The sequence below is a fragment of the Sodalinema sp. genome (assembly GCF_046483825.1).
Lineage (GTDB): Bacteria > Cyanobacteriota > Cyanobacteriia > Cyanobacteriales > Geitlerinemataceae > Sodalinema.
This window is the reverse complement of the sequence record NZ_JAWOCL010000225.1, coordinates 1-15,331: the sequence shown is the minus strand read 5'-3', so window position 1 is coordinate 15,331 and position 15,331 is coordinate 1. Positions and strand designations below refer to the sequence as shown.

Annotated in this window: 16 protein-coding genes; 11 read left to right on the top strand and 5 right to left on the bottom strand. The window is 53.4% G+C overall.

Going from position 1 to position 15,331, the window contains the following annotated elements:
• Nucleotides 1-53 precede the first annotated feature (53 nt).
• Genes R6U67_RS14805 through R6U67_RS14790 form a run of 4 tightly spaced genes read left to right on the top strand, consistent with a single transcriptional unit; the run spans nucleotide 54 to nucleotide 3,358 of the window.
• Nucleotides 54-692, top strand: coding sequence for a cofactor assembly of complex C subunit B (locus tag R6U67_RS14805; RefSeq protein WP_410253262.1), 639 nt, complete (start codon nucleotides 54-56; stop codon nucleotides 690-692).
• Entirely contained in the window at nucleotides 692-2,413 is a 1,722-nt protein-coding gene (locus R6U67_RS14800) for a hypothetical protein (RefSeq protein ID WP_410253261.1), read from the top strand. The genes R6U67_RS14805 and R6U67_RS14800 overlap by 1 nt, the downstream gene beginning before the upstream one ends.
• Nucleotides 2,414-2,456: 43 nt before the next feature.
• Nucleotides 2,457-3,044, top strand: a complete 588-nt coding sequence (locus R6U67_RS14795) for a hypothetical protein (RefSeq protein ID WP_410253260.1) — start codon at nucleotides 2,457-2,459, stop codon at nucleotides 3,042-3,044.
• 32 nt (nucleotides 3,045-3,076) lie between these two features.
• Nucleotides 3,077-3,358, top strand: coding sequence for a DUF3288 family protein (locus tag R6U67_RS14790; RefSeq protein ID WP_410253259.1), 282 nt, complete (start codon nucleotides 3,077-3,079; stop codon nucleotides 3,356-3,358).
• Between the two features lie 8 nt (nucleotides 3,359-3,366).
• On the opposite strand, the gene R6U67_RS14785 is transcribed toward R6U67_RS14790, so the two are convergent.
• Nucleotides 3,367-3,948 carry a TIGR02281 family clan AA aspartic protease gene (locus tag R6U67_RS14785; protein WP_410253258.1) on the bottom strand — a complete coding sequence of 194 codons (582 nt, stop codon included), beginning with the start codon at nucleotides 3,946-3,948 and terminating at the stop codon, nucleotides 3,367-3,369.
• Nucleotides 3,949-4,264: 316 nt separating this feature from the next.
• Between R6U67_RS14785 and R6U67_RS14780 the strand changes: the two genes are divergently transcribed.
• The 5 genes from R6U67_RS14780 to R6U67_RS14760 all read left to right on the top strand — a co-directional run bounded on the left by R6U67_RS14780 (nucleotide 4,265) and on the right by R6U67_RS14760 (nucleotide 8,904).
• Nucleotides 4,265-5,668 (top strand): amidase, encoded by a 1,404-nt coding sequence (locus tag R6U67_RS14780; protein WP_410253257.1) that lies wholly within the window; start codon nucleotides 4,265-4,267, stop codon nucleotides 5,666-5,668.
• Between the two features lie 46 nt (nucleotides 5,669-5,714).
• Nucleotides 5,715-5,987, top strand: a complete 273-nt coding sequence (locus R6U67_RS14775; protein WP_410253256.1) for a hypothetical protein — start codon at nucleotides 5,715-5,717, stop codon at nucleotides 5,985-5,987.
• A gap of 203 nt (nucleotides 5,988-6,190) precedes the next feature.
• The gene (locus tag R6U67_RS14770) at nucleotides 6,191-6,400 is read left to right on the top strand and encodes a lipopolysaccharide assembly protein LapA domain-containing protein (RefSeq protein WP_087705612.1); all 210 of its coding nucleotides are present in this window, start codon (nucleotides 6,191-6,193) and stop codon (nucleotides 6,398-6,400) included.
• Nucleotides 6,401-6,610: 210 nt separating this feature from the next.
• A complete protein-coding gene (locus tag R6U67_RS14765; protein ID WP_410253255.1) occupies nucleotides 6,611-7,483 on the top strand; it encodes an S-methyl-5'-thioadenosine phosphorylase in 873 nt (290 codons plus the stop codon).
• Nucleotides 7,484-7,824: 341 nt separating this feature from the next.
• Nucleotides 7,825-8,904, top strand: a complete 1,080-nt coding sequence (locus tag R6U67_RS14760) for a hypothetical protein (protein WP_410253254.1) — start codon at nucleotides 7,825-7,827, stop codon at nucleotides 8,902-8,904.
• 10 nt (nucleotides 8,905-8,914) lie between these two features.
• Here R6U67_RS14760 and R6U67_RS14755 read toward each other — a convergent pair whose 3' ends face one another.
• The 3 genes from R6U67_RS14755 to ilvN form a co-directional block, all read right to left on the bottom strand.
• Nucleotides 8,915-9,127: an RNA-binding S4 domain-containing protein gene (locus R6U67_RS14755; RefSeq protein WP_087705615.1), complete on the bottom strand. Its 213-nt coding sequence runs from the start codon at nucleotides 9,125-9,127 to the stop codon at nucleotides 8,915-8,917.
• Nucleotides 9,128-9,132: 5 nt separating this feature from the next.
• On the bottom strand, nucleotides 9,133-9,954 hold the full coding sequence (locus tag R6U67_RS14750; RefSeq protein WP_410253253.1) for a carbonic anhydrase: 822 nt from the start codon (nucleotides 9,952-9,954) through the stop codon (nucleotides 9,133-9,135).
• A 202-nt stretch (nucleotides 9,955-10,156) separates the two neighbouring features.
• Nucleotides 10,157-10,675 (bottom strand): acetolactate synthase small subunit, encoded by a 519-nt coding sequence (gene ilvN / locus R6U67_RS14745; RefSeq protein WP_068787918.1) that lies wholly within the window; start codon nucleotides 10,673-10,675, stop codon nucleotides 10,157-10,159.
• A gap of 93 nt (nucleotides 10,676-10,768) precedes the next feature.
• Here ilvN and R6U67_RS14740 point away from each other — a divergent pair, with 93 nt between their 5' ends.
• Nucleotides 10,769-11,179 (top strand): BON domain-containing protein, encoded by a 411-nt coding sequence (locus R6U67_RS14740; RefSeq protein WP_410253252.1) that lies wholly within the window; start codon nucleotides 10,769-10,771, stop codon nucleotides 11,177-11,179.
• Nucleotides 11,180-11,279: 100 nt separating this feature from the next.
• On the opposite strand, the gene R6U67_RS14735 is transcribed toward R6U67_RS14740, so the two are convergent.
• Nucleotides 11,280-12,665 carry a cation:proton antiporter gene (locus tag R6U67_RS14735; RefSeq protein WP_410253251.1) on the bottom strand — a complete coding sequence of 462 codons (1,386 nt, stop codon included), beginning with the start codon at nucleotides 12,663-12,665 and terminating at the stop codon, nucleotides 11,280-11,282.
• Between the two features lie 249 nt (nucleotides 12,666-12,914).
• Here R6U67_RS14735 and R6U67_RS14730 point away from each other — a divergent pair, with 249 nt between their 5' ends.
• Nucleotides 12,915-15,062 carry a transglycosylase SLT domain-containing protein gene (locus R6U67_RS14730; protein WP_410253250.1) on the top strand — a complete coding sequence of 716 codons (2,148 nt, stop codon included), beginning with the start codon at nucleotides 12,915-12,917 and terminating at the stop codon, nucleotides 15,060-15,062.
• Nucleotides 15,063-15,331: the final 269 nt, after the last annotated feature.

Genomic DNA, 15,331 nt, shown 5'->3' with positions numbered 1-15,331 from the left:
TTCCCTATTCCCTGTTCCCTGTTCCCGATTCCCTATTCCCTGTTCCCTCCCCCATGTCCGACACCAACGCCATACTCCGGCAAATTCCCATTGTTGCAGGGTCTCTCGGAGGAACGTTACTCCTAGTGAATCGCCTGTTAACCGATAATCTCACCACTTGGCAGGTTCGCTCTGATGTTCTCGGGGCGATTATCTGTGCAGTGCTGATTTTGACGGGGTTACTCTGGCAACGGGTACAGCCGAAACCTCCCGATTCGGTCATGTTGCAGGGGGAAGAAGGCTTGGAACTGGCTGACGATTTACCCGATTCAGTGCAGCGAGAGTTGGCTTGGTCTTCTCAGTTATTATTGACCAATACGGTCACGAAAACCCTCGTGGTTTGGTATCAGGGACGGGTGCTGCTGCGACGGGGAATTTTGGCCGAACAGACGACGGTAGAACTTGGAGCGATCGCCCAACGGGCCATCCAAACCCAAAAACCCATCTATCTCGTCAAACTCGACCTCTATCCCGGTCGACTTGAGTTCAATTATTTACCCCATAACACACAAGGGGTAATTTGTCAACCCATTGGCGGTGAAGGATTGATGATTTTAGGGGCGAATGCCCCCCGCAGTTACAGCAAACAAGATGAAACCTGGATTGCGGGACTCGCTGAGAAGCTCGCCGATACCCTGAAACGGGAACTCTGATGGTAGGTCATCGGGGGCGTGATATCCGTCAACCCTGGCTGATGTTGTTGCTTGTCATTGCCCTGGGGGGACTGTTGCGGGGGCTGAATCTAGGGGAAAAAGCCCTCTGGCTCGATGAACTCCTGACGGCTATTTTTAGTTTAGGGCGGGGAATCGCGGACATTCCCCAAGCTGAATTTCTGTCTGTCTCGGCCGTGCGATCGCAGCTAAGTCTAAACCCCGAGGCCAGTTGTCAGCAGATTGCCATAACGCTCAGCCGTGAATCGACCCATCCGCCTCTATTTTTCTGCTGGCTTCAGCATTGGTTGCGTCTGATTGCCCCTCTGAACCTATCTTTAGCCGAACAGTTGCGATCGCTGCCGGCCCTGTTGGGGATTCTCGCCATTCCCAGCCTCTACTGGCTTAATCGTCTCGCCTTTTCCCGAAAAGCAGGACTGTTAGCGGCGGCCTTAATCGCCCTATCTCCCTTCGCCGTCTATCTGTCCCAAGAAGCCCGTCACTATACCCTACCACTACTGCTAATTAGCCTCAGTTTAGGGGCATTGGTCCGCTGGGGACAGGGCCAATGGGGCGATCGCCCCCTACCCCGAGGAACTCGCCCCCTCTGGGTTCTCTGCCATAGCATCGGACTCTATAGCCACTACTTCATGGCGATCGCCTACATCGCCCAAATCGCCACCTATCTCAGTCTCAGTCTTGCCCTCAAGCTTAATCTCAATCTCAATCTTGGCTCCAAACGTCCCTTAGTCGCCAACACTCCGTCCTCTCGGGCCATTCCCCTCAGTCATCTTCTCAGCCTTATCCTACCCGGGCTAGTCTTTTTGCCCTGGCTATCTCATCTGGGCCAACATCTACAACGCTCGGAAACCGACTGGTTTCAACCCTTTGAACCCAGTTGGACCGATCACTTCGCCCCCCTGTTGCAAACCCTAGCCAGTTGGGTGGTGATGTGGGTGACGTTACCCGTCGAACATCAACCGTTGGCGATCGCCATCCCCGCTGCTGTGGCGATGGTGGCCCTGAGCCTGGGGTTAGGAATCACCGCCTGGCGAGGCGGCCAACATCTCTGGCGTTCACCGGCCTCTCGACTGCCGCTACTGATCCTCATTCTAGTGACGCTGTGGAGTTTGTTGGGCTTTGTCTTCATCGTCTATGGCTTAGGCAAAGATATCACCATCGCCCCACGCTATCACTTCGTCTACTATCCCAGTCTTTGCGCCCTAGTCGCCGCAGCACTTAGCACCTATAAATCTCCCAAAATTCCCGCCCTTGCCCTGATGATGGGAGGAATGAGCAGCCTAGTGGTGATTTCCGGCCTCGCCTTCGAGAAACCCTATCAGCCGCGTCAGGTGGCCCAACAGTTGCAGCGATCGCCCGCCTCAACCTTAGAAGTCGTGATCGGCTATGAAAACAGCCAAGAAATCGCCCTGGGGCTAAGTTTTGCCCTCGAACTTCCCCCCGAGACAGCCGTGGCATTTCTCCCCCGTGACGGCGGATACGAGCAAACCTGGCAACAACTGGCTCAACTTCCCGGATTGTCTGCATCACAGCCATCAACACCCCTTGATGTCGATCTGTGGATCATTGCCCCAGGCTTACGAGAAGCCGAGTATCCTCAACAGGTCGAGCGAGAGGCCCTCACCTGCGATCGCCGCCCCGACGACTACTACCGTCTCGGGATTCCCTACCAACGCTATCACTGTCAGCCTTCACGAGTCTGATTAGAATGGAGAGAAGAGCCTAGGGCCTGCACCCCATTTGACTATGTTTGTTCAAAAATCTTCCTATGAAAACGCGATCGCTCGCTACTGCGATACGCCAGATACCCTGGAGTTGTTGCGACAACATCGCCCATACCTAGAAGCGATTCCCAGTTTGCGGCGACCCGATGATAGCCTAATTTTGCTGCCATTTCCCCTCGTCCGCCTACGGGAATCCCTCAGTCAACGGGGCTTAAGTGGCTTAGACATTCGCGCCGGAGAGACCGTTTGTTTACCCTGCGAGTTGGGAATTATCATGTGTGAACCCGACTGGCAAGTCAAAGTGGGAGTTGAGATCTTTATCCTCATCCATCGCCCCCAGGAAGACTTCTCCGACTTACTGCTACGCTGGCGACAAACCCAAGTGTTACTCGATCGCGGCTACGAATGGGTGATGCCCTATCGCTACCGTCATATCTATAGTGAAGCCGCTCAACGCATCTTTCCCCTCTTTGTGCTGTTCGAGGAAACGCCCCAACATATTAAACGAGGCTTAGAGGGGGCCAGTCTTCCCTATGTGGTTGAACCCAGCCCCGTTCAGGAGTCGGAGTTCGAGGAAGAACTGTTTTCAACGGAAAGTCCAACCCTTTAAATTCCATTCTTTCACATTCACCCATTTGCAAGATGAAAGACCAACAACATCCTCAAGCCAAACTCGATCGCGCCGCCATTAACAGCTTACTGGCGGCCGACCCCGACGATCTCAACTTGGCAGAACTGGCTCGATTACGGGTTCGCTACAACGGATTTCCCGGCGCACGAGATATTCAAAATGACCTCGATACGTTGCTCAAACGCTGGAATCTCAGTGAAGAAGACCTCTTTGCCAAAACCCGGCAACTACACGGTAGCGCCCGCATTTTCAACGTGGGAACTCGTAAAGCTGACGAAGCCGACTGGAGTTAAATTGAGCCTTAGCCACGTCGGGCAAATTCGAGGCTATTTTCCCGAATGGTGACATCATAGCCATCCAGAAAGTCCTGTCCCAACAGACCCAGTTGTAAGCCCTCGGCGATGGTAACGGGGGTATTGCGCAGCACGATTCCATTGAGTTCTATCGAGGCCACATAGCCGATATCCATCTGAACCCCCCGTTGACTGGCGGTGTCAATGATGGCCGTGCCGGCTCGGCTAATGTTCAACTCCTGGGCCATCCGTGCCGTAATCACCGTACCACTGGCCCCCGTGTCGAGGAGCATTTCATAGGAACGACGGCCGTTAAAATTGACCTCCACCACCGGAATGCCCCCAACACGGCGCAGAATGGGAACTTCAATGAATGTGGCGGCCGGATCGCCGCGACCAGGATCCGCCCCAGGGGAGACGGAACTGTCTGCTGTTCCTGAATCGGGGGGACTCGGACAGAGATTATCTAAATTGATAAGCTGACCATGGCCATCGACGAAAAAGCAGCCTTCAAATTCTTGGGAGTGGGTGGGTTCAGGGAGTCCGAGGAAGGCGATCGCGGCGATCGAGAGCCAAACTGTTCGTTTCATTATGTCAATCGTTAGGGTGTTAAGGTTAATCGTAAACATATGGCAGCCGTCCCCTCCACACTCTAGCAAAGGCCCCATCGTCACAAGGCCACATACAATTAATGCCACATAGCCTGAAGCATTTAACAAGGCGGCCTTGTGCCAGATTCTCAACTGTCTCGCCTGTTGCTGGCCTTGGGCTTAGATTTGCGGCGATACTTTGAGTTTAAACGGGACAGCGCTGAAACTGTATCAGAAGGTTGAGGCAGAGCGAACCGGGGCGATCATAGACTAAATGGCAGTTGTTCCCTTGTCGTTCTCCTAAATCCCGTACCTTATGAACCCCACAGATTTAGCCTTTTCCTCTGCCCTCGACCAAGCTGCGTTAATTCGCTCTGGGGAGATCTCCCCCCTGGAACTGACCCAAGTCTATCTCGATCGCATTGCCCGCCACAACGATCGCCTCGGCGCCTACATTACCGTTGCCGAAGAACGAGCCATCAAGACCGCTAAACAACAAAACGAGCAATGGAGTCAGGGCGATCGCGCGGCCCTCCCCCCTTTTTTCGGGGTTCCCATGCCCATCAAAGACCTGGCCCCCGTCGCCGGCCTACCCTGTATGCGAGGCCTAGCCGCCCTACGCGATCGCATTGCCGAGTACACCCCCGCCCATGTCCAAGCCATTGAAGCCGCCGGGTTTAACCTCCTCGGCAAAACCTCGACTTCAGAACTCGGCTCCATGCCCTTCACCGAACCCATGGGCCTGCCCTCAGCCCGCAATCCCTGGCATCTCGACTATACCCCCGGTGGCTCGAGTGGTGGCGCGGCGGCCGCTGTGGCCGCTGGCTTAGCGCCCTTGGCTCACGGCTCGGATGGCGGTGGCTCGGTGCGCGGACCCGCCGGCTGTTGTGGCTTGGTGGGGTTCAAACCCTCCCGAGGGCGCATCTCTCAAGCCCCGGAAGGAGAACATCTCATGGGACTGGCCACACCCGGTCCCCTCACTCGCACCGTCCGGGACGCAGCGGCGCTGCTGGATGTCATGGCCGGCTATGTCCTCGGAGATCCCTATTGGCTCCCGAATCCTGAAACCTCCTTCCTCGAACAAACTCAGCAAGCACCTCCACATCTCAAAATTGCTGTGGCCTCGGAGATTCCCCATTGGCCCATTCACCGAGACTGTCAAGCCGCCGTCGAGAGAACCGCTGAGCAATTGGGCCAGTTGGGCCATGAATTGGGGGTCGGCTGTCCCGATTTTTCTGATTTAGCCGCCCCCTTTCAACAGATTTTTGCCAGTGCGATTGCCGCGACGGGGGTTCCTCCTGAAGCCCTCAGCCCCATTAATCGCTGGCTCATGGAACAGGCCGGAACCGCCGCTGAACTCTGGCAGTCGATGGCCCAACTGCGCTTTCTATCGCGCCAAATTGTTGGTTTCTTCGCCGATTGGGATATCTTGCTGTTGCCCACTTATGCCCATCCCATTATCAAAATTGGTGAATGGGCCGATCGCAGCCCTGAAGAGACGTTTGAGGCCGTCAGCCGCTGGGTGATGCCCTGTCCTCCCTTCAACGCCACGGGCCAACCTGCTATTTCCTTGCCGGCCGGCTTCGATGAGCGGGGACTGCCGATGAGTGTACAATTAGTTGGAAAACCCGGTGCGGATGCTCAAGTCTTGCAACTGGCGGCTCAACTCGAAGGACTTGAGGGATGGACTCAACATCGTCCGCCTGAAACGGTAAGCTAAAGACGCAGTACAATCGGCGGGCGCTAAATACCCCCGCTTACTGGCGATGAATGCAAAAAAAGTGGGTTTCTGGGCAGTGATCTTGATTGCCATCTTTTTTATCCTGGATGGCGATCGCTGGGAGTTTCTCCCACAACCGGTGCGCAGTGCAAGTTTTGAAACGCGAACCTTTTTGATTGGCTTGTGGCCAGACTGGTTGAAACCTAAGGATCGTAATGAAGATATGGAAGAAGAAATTGAACGGTTACAAGGACAGGTTTTAGCACCGGTTCCAGAACCGTCCCGCCTGCCGTTAAGTGACTTCTCAAGTCTTACCTAAGTCACATAAGATAGGACAATCTGAGGCAGTAAAAGCCCCTCTAGCTAAAGGTTTTGCTGTCTTTTTTTGCCTGTTTTTAATTGTGCTTTATTGGGTTGATTGGGTCTAAAATTAGTCTAAAAATTGGTCTAAAATTGGTCTAAAACTATGAACAATTTTCCAGTGTTCATGATGATGGATTGTTCCCACTCTTTCTCCCCACTATGACTCGTGTTTCCCTACTGTTAATTTCTAGTCTGATGGCCCTGTGGGTCGTGGCGATCGCCATGTTGGCCGTCCAGAACGCCAGCGCCGTCTCCGTGCAGTTTCTCATGTTCGCCTCAGTTCCCATTCCCCTGGGAACCCTGATGGCCTTTTCCGGCGCCTTCGGACTCCTGACTGGGGCGATCGCCATTGCCATAACCGCCAAATAACCCCTATAGCAATCGAAGATTGGCCTAGAACAACTCTGAGTTGGGAGAGAATCCCCGATCTCTTGCCTTCTTCCTCCCTGTTCCGGTGTTCCGGTGTTCCCAGTTCCGGTGTTCCCTTCTTTTGTCTCCCCTATTTTTTGTACCATTCAGACCAACTTTTGCTATATTCTGCAAACGCACCTTCTATCCTTAAACATATCCTTAAACACCATGACGGATCTTGCCATCGGCATCATTGGCGGTAGTGGACTCTACCAAATGGATGACCTGGAAAACCGCCAAGAGCATCAGCTTGATACCCCCTTCGGAGCGCCCTCCGATACCCTCGTAACGGGAACCTTACAGGGAGTCCCCGTCGCCTTCTTAGCACGACATGGACGCGATCACCATCTGTCCCCTTCCGAACTCCCCTTCCGAGCCAATATTCATGCCTTCAAACAGCTTGGCGTACAATACCTCATTTCCGCCTCAGCCGTGGGATCTCTGGCCGAAGCCATCAAACCCCTAGACATGGTGGTTCCCGATCAATTTATCGATCGCACTCAACATCGTACCGCGACGTTTTTTGGTGAGGGACTCGTCGCTCATATTGGTTTCGCCGATCCCGTCTGTCCTCAACTGGCCAGTGTCATCGCCGACAGCGCCAGTTCTCTGTCCCTCGATGGCGTGACCATTCACCGAGGGGGAACCTATGTCTGTATGGAGGGGCCAGCCTTCTCAACCCGCGCTGAATCCCACCTGTATCGCAGTTGGGGAGCCAGTGTCATCGGGATGACGAACCTCACCGAAGCCAAACTGGCCCGAGAAGCGGAAATCGCCTACGCCACCCTAGCCCTCGTCACCGACTACGATTGCTGGCACTCGGATCATGACAGTGTGACCGTCGAGATGGTGGTCAATAACCTCCGTTTGAATGCTCAAAATGCTCAACAGGTGATTCGCGATGTTGTCGCTCGTCTCCATGCGAATCCCTTTGTGAGTGAAGCTCATTCAGCTTTAAAGTTTGCCGTCTTAACTCCCTGGGAGAGAGTTCCCGAAACCACGAAAAGCAAGTTAGAGTTACTGCTAAAGAACTATATTTGATCTCTCGTTTGCGGGGCGTCTAAACCGCTCAATAAGTCTGTCCCCAGATAGAGGCAGATCCCTCCTCTAACTCGATATACTGAAGGGCAGATCGCGCTTGGTCAATTCAATCCCAACCTGAAGGCCTCATCCTCCCCACCGGGTAGGGTGAGGTTTTTCCCATCTCGCTAACCCAGACGGGGTCGTTTAGAATTAACGATTAGCAGTTGTGCATTGTGCGTGGTGAGAATAGTGCGTGGCGATAATTGTGCGTGGCGATAATTGTGCGTGGTGAGAATAGTGCGTGGCGATAACTATCCATTAACCCATTGGTTATTCAAATTATTCAAGAGGATTAGGCTGTGGTCGTAGATTTCTCCCCTCCAGAAACCTTACTTGCACAACTAATTGAACTTCGTAAAGCCATCATCCGGGATGGAACCCGCTCTTTTGAGCAATGGCGACCCTTTATTTGGCGCAGTAGCTTTCGCAGTGCGGCTTGGAACTTGGCGTATTATTTAGCCTTGCAACAACGGGATGCTCAGAAACTCGAACGGGCCTTAATGCCTTGGGGGTTATCCTCTCTTGACAGTGGTATTAGTAGTGTTTTGCCACACCTCGATGGAACGATCGCCTCCCTCGGCGCCGTCTGTCGGATTAACCCGACGCTCTTACCTCAGCATCCCTCTCCTCGGGCCTTCTTTCGGGGTGAGCGGCTGTTAAAACGTCATACCAATGAATTATTGGGCGATCGCCCTTGTCACCCTCATGATCACCATCATTGGATTGTTCCTTGTCCTAACTTGCCCCTCGATGCCTGCTTTTGCCAGCAGTTGCAGCAGCAGGAGGTGACGGCCTTACGCATTGACTTACGGGAAAACCCCGAACAGGGGGCCACTGCGATCGCCCAATTCCAGGCCAGCCAACAGCCAACTCAAGAGAGTGGCCATCACCGCTGCAAACTCTGGCTCACTCTTGACGAAAAGGATATCGGCGATCGCCCTCAACCTCAAAACCAGCCCGTCCGTTGCCATCGTCTAACCCTAAAAGAAATTCTCCAGACCGCCGATCTCATCGAAATCACCAACTTAGGCAATCCCGAAGCCTTAACCCAACTCCATCACGCCATCCAAGAACAAACCCCGAGCGATCGCCCCTATCCTGGCATCATCGTTAGCCTGCACCCAGAGATCCAGCTAGAGCAACTTCCCGACATCATCGTGCGTGGCGCCGGCCGCTATCCCTTCGGCATTGGCATTCCCCCCGCCTTAACCCCCCAAGTCCAGCTATCTCACACCGGCCAACGGTATCAGGCAATTCTTGACCTTTGCCAAGCCGCTTGTATACCGGTGATTCTCAAGAATCAAACCGAGGCCAGTCCCAGGGACTCCTTAAACGGGGGAACCTCCCCATTAGTCGCCATCGTGCGATCGCTCCCCTAAAGGGCCGTTCCTAAGCCTCCTCCTCCTCAGCCACCTCATAAACCTGTCCCTGGGCCACCACCACATCCCCTGGCACAAGTTTACGACCGCGACGAGTTTCCACCGCACCATTGACTAGCACTTCACCATACTGAATTAAGACCTTCGCCTCTCCCCCAGTATTGACCGCGCCAACCCACTTAAGAAATTGAGCGAGTTTAATCGTTATGGGATCGTCACTCATACAGCTTAGCGGCTCCCATTAGACCCGTGATGGATACGAGCTACCTGTTCCGCCGATAGCCAAGGCATATTGGGGTCGCGATCGCTCCGGGCCACTGACTCTGTAGACTGTTCTTGAGAGGGCGATCGTCGATACCCCGGCACCAACTCCTCCACATCCTCAGGTAACGAGAGGAAACATTGTACCGGAGAGGCTTCGAGCATAGCATTCTCATCCGGTGGCACAAAATCATGACGGATGCTGTCGTACTCCAGCACCTCCCCCGTCTCAATATGATAAATCCAGGCGTGTAAATGGAGCTTATTGCGATACAGCTTCGAGTGAATCACCGGATAAGTCCGTAAATTCTCAATTTGAGTCAGGACATTCTCCGCCACCGCCACCTCTAACAGCGTTTCCCCATCCAAATGCGAATAATTTTCCTTCAACAATTGGCGAGTGGCTTCAGCATGACGTAACCACTCATACACCAGAGGCATCTCCTCCTCTAAGCTGCTGCGTTTGAGTAATCCCTTCATCCCGCCACAGTGAGAATGTCCACAGACGATGATATGCTCAACCCCGAGGGCCTGCACCGCATACTCTACCGCCGCGCCTTCACCGCCATTGGCCGCCCCAAACGGGGGAATGATATTCCCCGCATTGCGGATGACAAACAATTCCCCAACTTCGGCATTGGTAATCAAATTCGGGTCAATCCGCGAATCCGAACAGGTAATAAACAGAACCCTGGGTTTTTGTCCGTGGGACAACTGTTCAAAGAGTTCTTGGTGGGTACTAAAATAATTCGACTTAAATTGTCGCAGACCCTTAAGCAGTTTTTTCATGATGTCTTAGTCTATCGTCCGTGAATGCCTGTAACGCCCCCAAGCTGGCGAGCCGGGAGTCTTGGGGAGTTTAACTCCATCTAGCCGCTGCTGGCCCTGGGCGATCGCCCCGCGAGTCGGCTTCAACCATCGAGTCCAACCCGTCGAGTCTGACACGCCTTATCTAACAAGCCCGAATGAAGCTCACCCCATCTAACTGAGGTCAAAATTTTGTTTCCGACAGTCGCAGAAACTCCGTATTGACACCGGATTCGCGAGTTAGGGCAATTTTACCAGTTCGAGCAATCTCACGAATGCCAAACTTCTGTAAGACCTGAGCAAATGCTACCATCTTGCCGGGATCGCCCACCACCTCAAGAATCAACGAGTCGTCAGCCACATCCACCACCCGAGAGCGAAAGATCTGGGCCAACTCAACAATTTCCGAGCGGGTGCTACTCGTCGCATTGACTTTCACCAACATCAACTCCCGTTCCACACAGGGAATCTCTGTAATATCCTGAACCTTGAGGACATTGATCAACTTATAAAGTTGTTTGACAATTTGCTCAATGACCTGGTCATTCCCATTGACCACCATCGTCACACGGGAGACATTACCCTGTTCCCCGGTCCCCACTGCCAAACTTTCGATATTAAAGCCACGACGGGCGAACAGTGCCGCAATACGAGTCAGCACGCCCGCCTCATCTTCCACCAAAACCGAGAGCGTGTGTTTCATTGTGTGTTTTTTCTTAAAAATGTCCTATGCAACCAATCGTTACTTGTATCATGAAAACGGCTCGAAATTGTAAAAACGAAGAGAAAACGATCTATGAGTTGGTTAAGCCGAATTTTTGGTAAAGAAGAAGAGGAAAAAGCCTACGAGTTTCCGCCGATGCCCATCAAAGAAGCCGTTGAAAAGGCTGGAGGCAGTATTGCCGCCGCTGCCGCTGGCGCAACGTCAGCCGAAGAGGCCGAATCCGGGGAACCCATCCCACCCGAACGAGTTGGCCTAGATGGCAAATATGACCAAAGTGGATTAGCCAAACGAGTGGTTCGGGCCTTTGACGAAAACTCGGACACCGATGACATCGAAACCATCTGGGTTGCCCAACTCGGGACCCAAGTGGTTCTCAAAGGAACCGTGCCGACTCAAGAGGATCTCGATCGCCTCGTTAGCATTGCCGAGGGCGTTGAAGGGGCCAGCGAGGTCGACAGCAGCGAGGTCGAGGTGAGCGCCTAGACTCTCATCCCCCCAGAGAGACTCGCACTGAGTCTCTCTGGATCTCTTTAGGGCGTTACGTTGACGGCCGCTGAACCCCACGAACCCGGCCTGGGCATCTTCAGCCCTCTTTCACCGCCTTAGCGGCATCACCTCGTTCGAGAACCAAGCGTAACATCGGCGGCGCCACAAAGGTCGTGGCAATAACCATCACGATGATGGCAGCTTCGAGAGATTCCGAGAGAACCCCACTGGCTGCACCTACACCGGCAAAGACGAGACCCACTTCACCCCGAGGAATCATCCCCACACCAATCGCCAGACGATTAGTATCGGGTTGGCCAAAGATGGTGAAGCCGGTGACCACCTTACCGATAATGGCGACCACAATGAGGAAAGTGGCAATAATCAAGCCCTCGCGATTACTGGGAACCGCTGGGTTTAACACCGCCAAATCCGTACGGGCACCGACCACAACAAAGAAGACAGGAACCAGCATATCGGCCACAGGAATGACCTGTTCTTCTAACTCATGCCGTTTTTCCGTTTCACCGAGAATCAAGCCAGCCGCAAAGGCCCCGAGAATCGCCTCAAGTTGAATCGCTGCCGCAACATAGGACAACAAGAACATGATAATCAGCGACACAATCAGGAGGGGACCACGAGTTTTCAGTTTGTCCACCAGGGAAACATAATAAGGTGCCAGGAGGCGACCCACCAAAATCGTGCCAATGAGAAAGGCTCCAGCACTGACGGTTAGGAACAGAATATTGTTGACCTGGACTTCCCCAGTTTTGACCAAACTGGCGACTACGGCCAGGACGACGATGCCCAAAATATCATCGAGAACCGCTGCCCCGATGATAATCTGTCCTTCTTTGGAACTGAGTTTATTAATTTCTGCCAAGACTTTAGCCGTAATCCCAATGCTCGTTGCTGTCAGAGCAGCACCGGCAAAAATCGCAGGAATGGCGGGGGTCTCAAACAAGTAAATCAGGCCAGCGGTTCCCATAGCAAAGGGGGCCACCACCCCGACAACTGCCACAATGGCAGCTTGGGGACCATATTTAATCAGTTCCCCGAGTTCGGACTCTAAACCAATTTCAAACAGGAGAATAATCACCCCCAACTCCGAGAGGATGTTAATCACTTCACTCTCGGCGGAAAAGGAAGCCGCTAAGGTTTCGGGTGTCAGTTCCCCCGTGGCTTCAATGAAGCGAAAAATCAGGGAGTCGCCAGCTTGCGCCCCACTCTCGGGGAAAATAATCAGGTTTAAGACAGAAATGCCGACGACCACTCCACCCACCAAATCTCCTAATACGGGAGGAAGATTGATGCGCGCACAAATTTCGCCCCCAAGCTTACTGGCAAGGTAAATTACAATTAAGCTCAGGAGAACACCGCCTAAGACGGTTGCTCCATCGGCTTCTGCTTCCGTTGCTGTGGCTAAAAGGGGTGAAAATCTACCGGGATCGATAACAAAATTAAATGAGGGTGATAAGGTCATTGTCAATGATTAACAAAAGGTCTTTCGTAGGATCTACCCTGTCTAATGTACAAGAATTATGGCGACCTGTGACGATCGCCGTCCCAGTCTGACCCCTCGCCCCAATTTCGGGTGCCATTGTTAAAATTTATGGAGATTCCCGGCCAATCTTAAGCTCATCGCCTTTAGCTAATCCATCGCGATGAGCTAGACCTAAGCCAAAATGTCTTCGATATCCTTGTTCTCTCCTCAACTCTTTTCTCAACTACGATGCCAAAGAGACTGCAACACCGCGTTCGACCTCTGCAACTGATACTGCTGTTGAGCCTTGGCCTCGTTGCCTTGGTTGCTGGACTCTTCTGGTCCGGTCGTCGCGGGGGCGAGGAGTTTCCCCCTCAGGCCGACGATTCAGACGCCGTGGCGGCTCTATCTCTCGGGCCGTCCCGACAGCAAGATGAACTTGAACGCTTGGCCGAGGGGCCAGCCTCAGCTGATCGCGATCGCGCCGCCTATCTGTTAGCGGTTCAGGCCATCGCCGATGGCCAGCCCGATGAGGCGATGGCCCGACTTGACCCAGTACGCCCGCGATCGTCCCATATCGGGGGCTATATCCTGCTGGCCCAGGCCCAAGCTCAGAACTTGGCCGGAAATGATGCTGAGGCTCAAGACCTCTATCAGCAAATTCTCCAAGATTTTCCCGAAGACCCCCTGGCGGCCGAGGCCTTGTACGCCCTCGGAGAACAAGATCCACAATTGTGGGACCAAGCCCTAGCGGAGTTTCCCCGTCATCCCCGCAGCGCTGAAATTGCCCTGCAACGGCTCGAAACGCAACCGAATGACCCAGATCTCCTCAGGGTCCTCTCAACCCACCTTTATTTGGAGAATTTTACGGAACTGCTCGATCGCCGGGTAAGCCAACATCGTGAGCGTTTGACCCCAGAAGATTGGGAAACCATCGCCTTTGGCTATTGGGAAAAAACCCTCTATGGCAAAGCCGGGAATGCTTACGCCCGCGCGGCCAATACACCACGCAATCTCTACCGTACCGCCCGAGGACTGCAATTAGGAGGGGAACGCAACCGCGCTCGTCAACGCTATCGGATTCTGATTCAGGCCTTCCCGGAGGCGGAGGAGACAGCTACAGGCCTGTTACGCTTAGCGGAGATGGTGGACTCGCCTCGTGAAGCGATCCCCCTATTGGATCAGGTGATTGCCAACTTTCCCAATCAAGCGGCTGAGGCCCTGTTGCTGCGATCGCAGATGTTAGGCGAATTGGGCAGCTCTCAATCAGCTCAACAAGCCCGTCAGTCGGTGTTAACGCAATATAGCAACTCAGACACCGCCGCTGAGATTCGCTGGCAAAATGCCCAAAATGCTGCCCAACAGGGGAATCTACGGCAAGCCTGGGATTGGGCTAAACAACTGTTGACGGAGAATCCTGATAGTGAGGACGCTCCCCAGGCGGCATTTTGGATTGGTAAATGGGCTCAGGGACTTAACCGTCGTGATGATGCTGAAGCGGCCTTTACAGCCCTGTTACAGCGCTATCCAGAGTCTTATTATGCCTGGCGGGCGGCATCGTTCCTGGGCTGGAATGTGGGGACTTTTACGACGGTGCGATCGCTCACCCCAACCGTCCGCGATCTGGCCGAGCGTCCCCGGCTTCCGGCTGGCTCCGATCTGACGCGGGAACTCTACGCTCTGGGGATGGATGAGGCGGCCTGGCGACGCTGGCAAATGGAATTTCCTGACCCCATGAACCCCACCGTGGCGGAACAATATACGGAAGGATTAATGCTACAGGTCATTGGGGATTACCTCGATAGTCTGTTTATGTTGTCGAGTCTGGGTTGGCGCGATGATCCCGAAGAACTGGCCGAGTATGAAGCCTTCAAAGCAGAACCGGCTTATTGGTATAGTCTTTATCCCTTTCCCTACCGAGAGCCAATTCTACGCTGGTCTGAGGCCCGCCAACTGGATCCCTTGTTAACGGTGGCCTTGATTCGCCAAGAATCTCGCTTTATGCCTAAAATTCGCTCCGTTGCCAATGCTGTGGGACTGATGCAAGTCCTCCCAGAAACGGCTGATTGGATTGCGGCACAACGGGATGAAGCACCGCCGACGAGTCTAACGGACCCTGATGATAATATCCGTCTGGGAACCCTCTATCTCGACTATACTCACAATGAATACAACAACAATACCCTGTTTGCACTGGCGAGCTACAATGCCGGACCGGGAAATGTTGACCGTTGGATTTCTCGCTTTAGTTTTAATGATCCCGATGTTTTTGTTTCGCAAATTCCCTTTCCTGAAACTCAGGGTTATATTAGTTCGGTAATGGGGAATTACTGGAATTATTTACGTCTTTACAATCCAGAAATTCAAGAAAAACTCGAACAAATTCGAGATGAGTAGAGTCAGCAAAATTGGCATCCCTATCTGTTGCCTGTTGCCTTCTTTTGCCCAGTTTTTTGTCCAATTCGCTTCCTCCTTCCTCGTGTCATGGCTGAAGCCGTGACACGGACTCTGGGCGGCTCTGCCGCCCGTACTCAGGGTTAGAGAAAACTTCCTATCTGTTGTTGCCTGTTGCCTTCTTTTGCCCAGTTTTTTGTCCAATTCGCTTCCTCCTTCCTCGTGTCATGGCTGAAGCCGTGACACGGACTCTGGGCGGCTCTGCCGCCCGT

Excerpts from the sequence above, each read along its gene's own strand:
- R6U67_RS14800 (WP_410253261.1), top strand. The coding sequence starts at position 692 with ATGGTAGGTCATCGGGGGCGTGATATCCGTCAACCCTGGCTGATGTTG.
- R6U67_RS14730 (WP_410253250.1), top strand. The coding sequence starts at position 12,915 with ATGCCAAAGAGACTGCAACACCGCGTTCGACCTCTGCAACTGATACTG.
- R6U67_RS14795 (WP_410253260.1), top strand. The coding sequence starts at position 2,457 with ATGTTTGTTCAAAAATCTTCCTATGAAAACGCGATCGCTCGCTACTGC.
- R6U67_RS14805 (WP_410253262.1), top strand. The coding sequence starts at position 54 with ATGTCCGACACCAACGCCATACTCCGGCAAATTCCCATTGTTGCAGGG.
- R6U67_RS14775 (WP_410253256.1), top strand. The coding sequence starts at position 5,715 with ATGAATGCAAAAAAAGTGGGTTTCTGGGCAGTGATCTTGATTGCCATC.
- R6U67_RS14780 (WP_410253257.1), top strand. The coding sequence starts at position 4,265 with ATGAACCCCACAGATTTAGCCTTTTCCTCTGCCCTCGACCAAGCTGCG.
- ilvN (WP_068787918.1), bottom strand. The coding sequence starts at position 10,675 with ATGAAACACACGCTCTCGGTTTTGGTGGAAGATGAGGCGGGCGTGCTG.
- R6U67_RS14750 (WP_410253253.1), bottom strand. The coding sequence starts at position 9,954 with ATGAAAAAACTGCTTAAGGGTCTGCGACAATTTAAGTCGAATTATTTT.
- R6U67_RS14765 (WP_410253255.1), top strand. The coding sequence starts at position 6,611 with ATGACGGATCTTGCCATCGGCATCATTGGCGGTAGTGGACTCTACCAA.
- R6U67_RS14735 (WP_410253251.1), bottom strand. The coding sequence starts at position 12,665 with ATGACCTTATCACCCTCATTTAATTTTGTTATCGATCCCGGTAGATTT.
- R6U67_RS14790 (WP_410253259.1), top strand. The coding sequence starts at position 3,077 with ATGAAAGACCAACAACATCCTCAAGCCAAACTCGATCGCGCCGCCATT.
- R6U67_RS14785 (WP_410253258.1), bottom strand. The coding sequence starts at position 3,948 with ATGAAACGAACAGTTTGGCTCTCGATCGCCGCGATCGCCTTCCTCGGA.
- R6U67_RS14770 (WP_087705612.1), top strand. The coding sequence starts at position 6,191 with ATGACTCGTGTTTCCCTACTGTTAATTTCTAGTCTGATGGCCCTGTGG.
- R6U67_RS14740 (WP_410253252.1), top strand. The coding sequence starts at position 10,769 with ATGAGTTGGTTAAGCCGAATTTTTGGTAAAGAAGAAGAGGAAAAAGCC.
- R6U67_RS14755 (WP_087705615.1), bottom strand. The coding sequence starts at position 9,127 with ATGAGTGACGATCCCATAACGATTAAACTCGCTCAATTTCTTAAGTGG.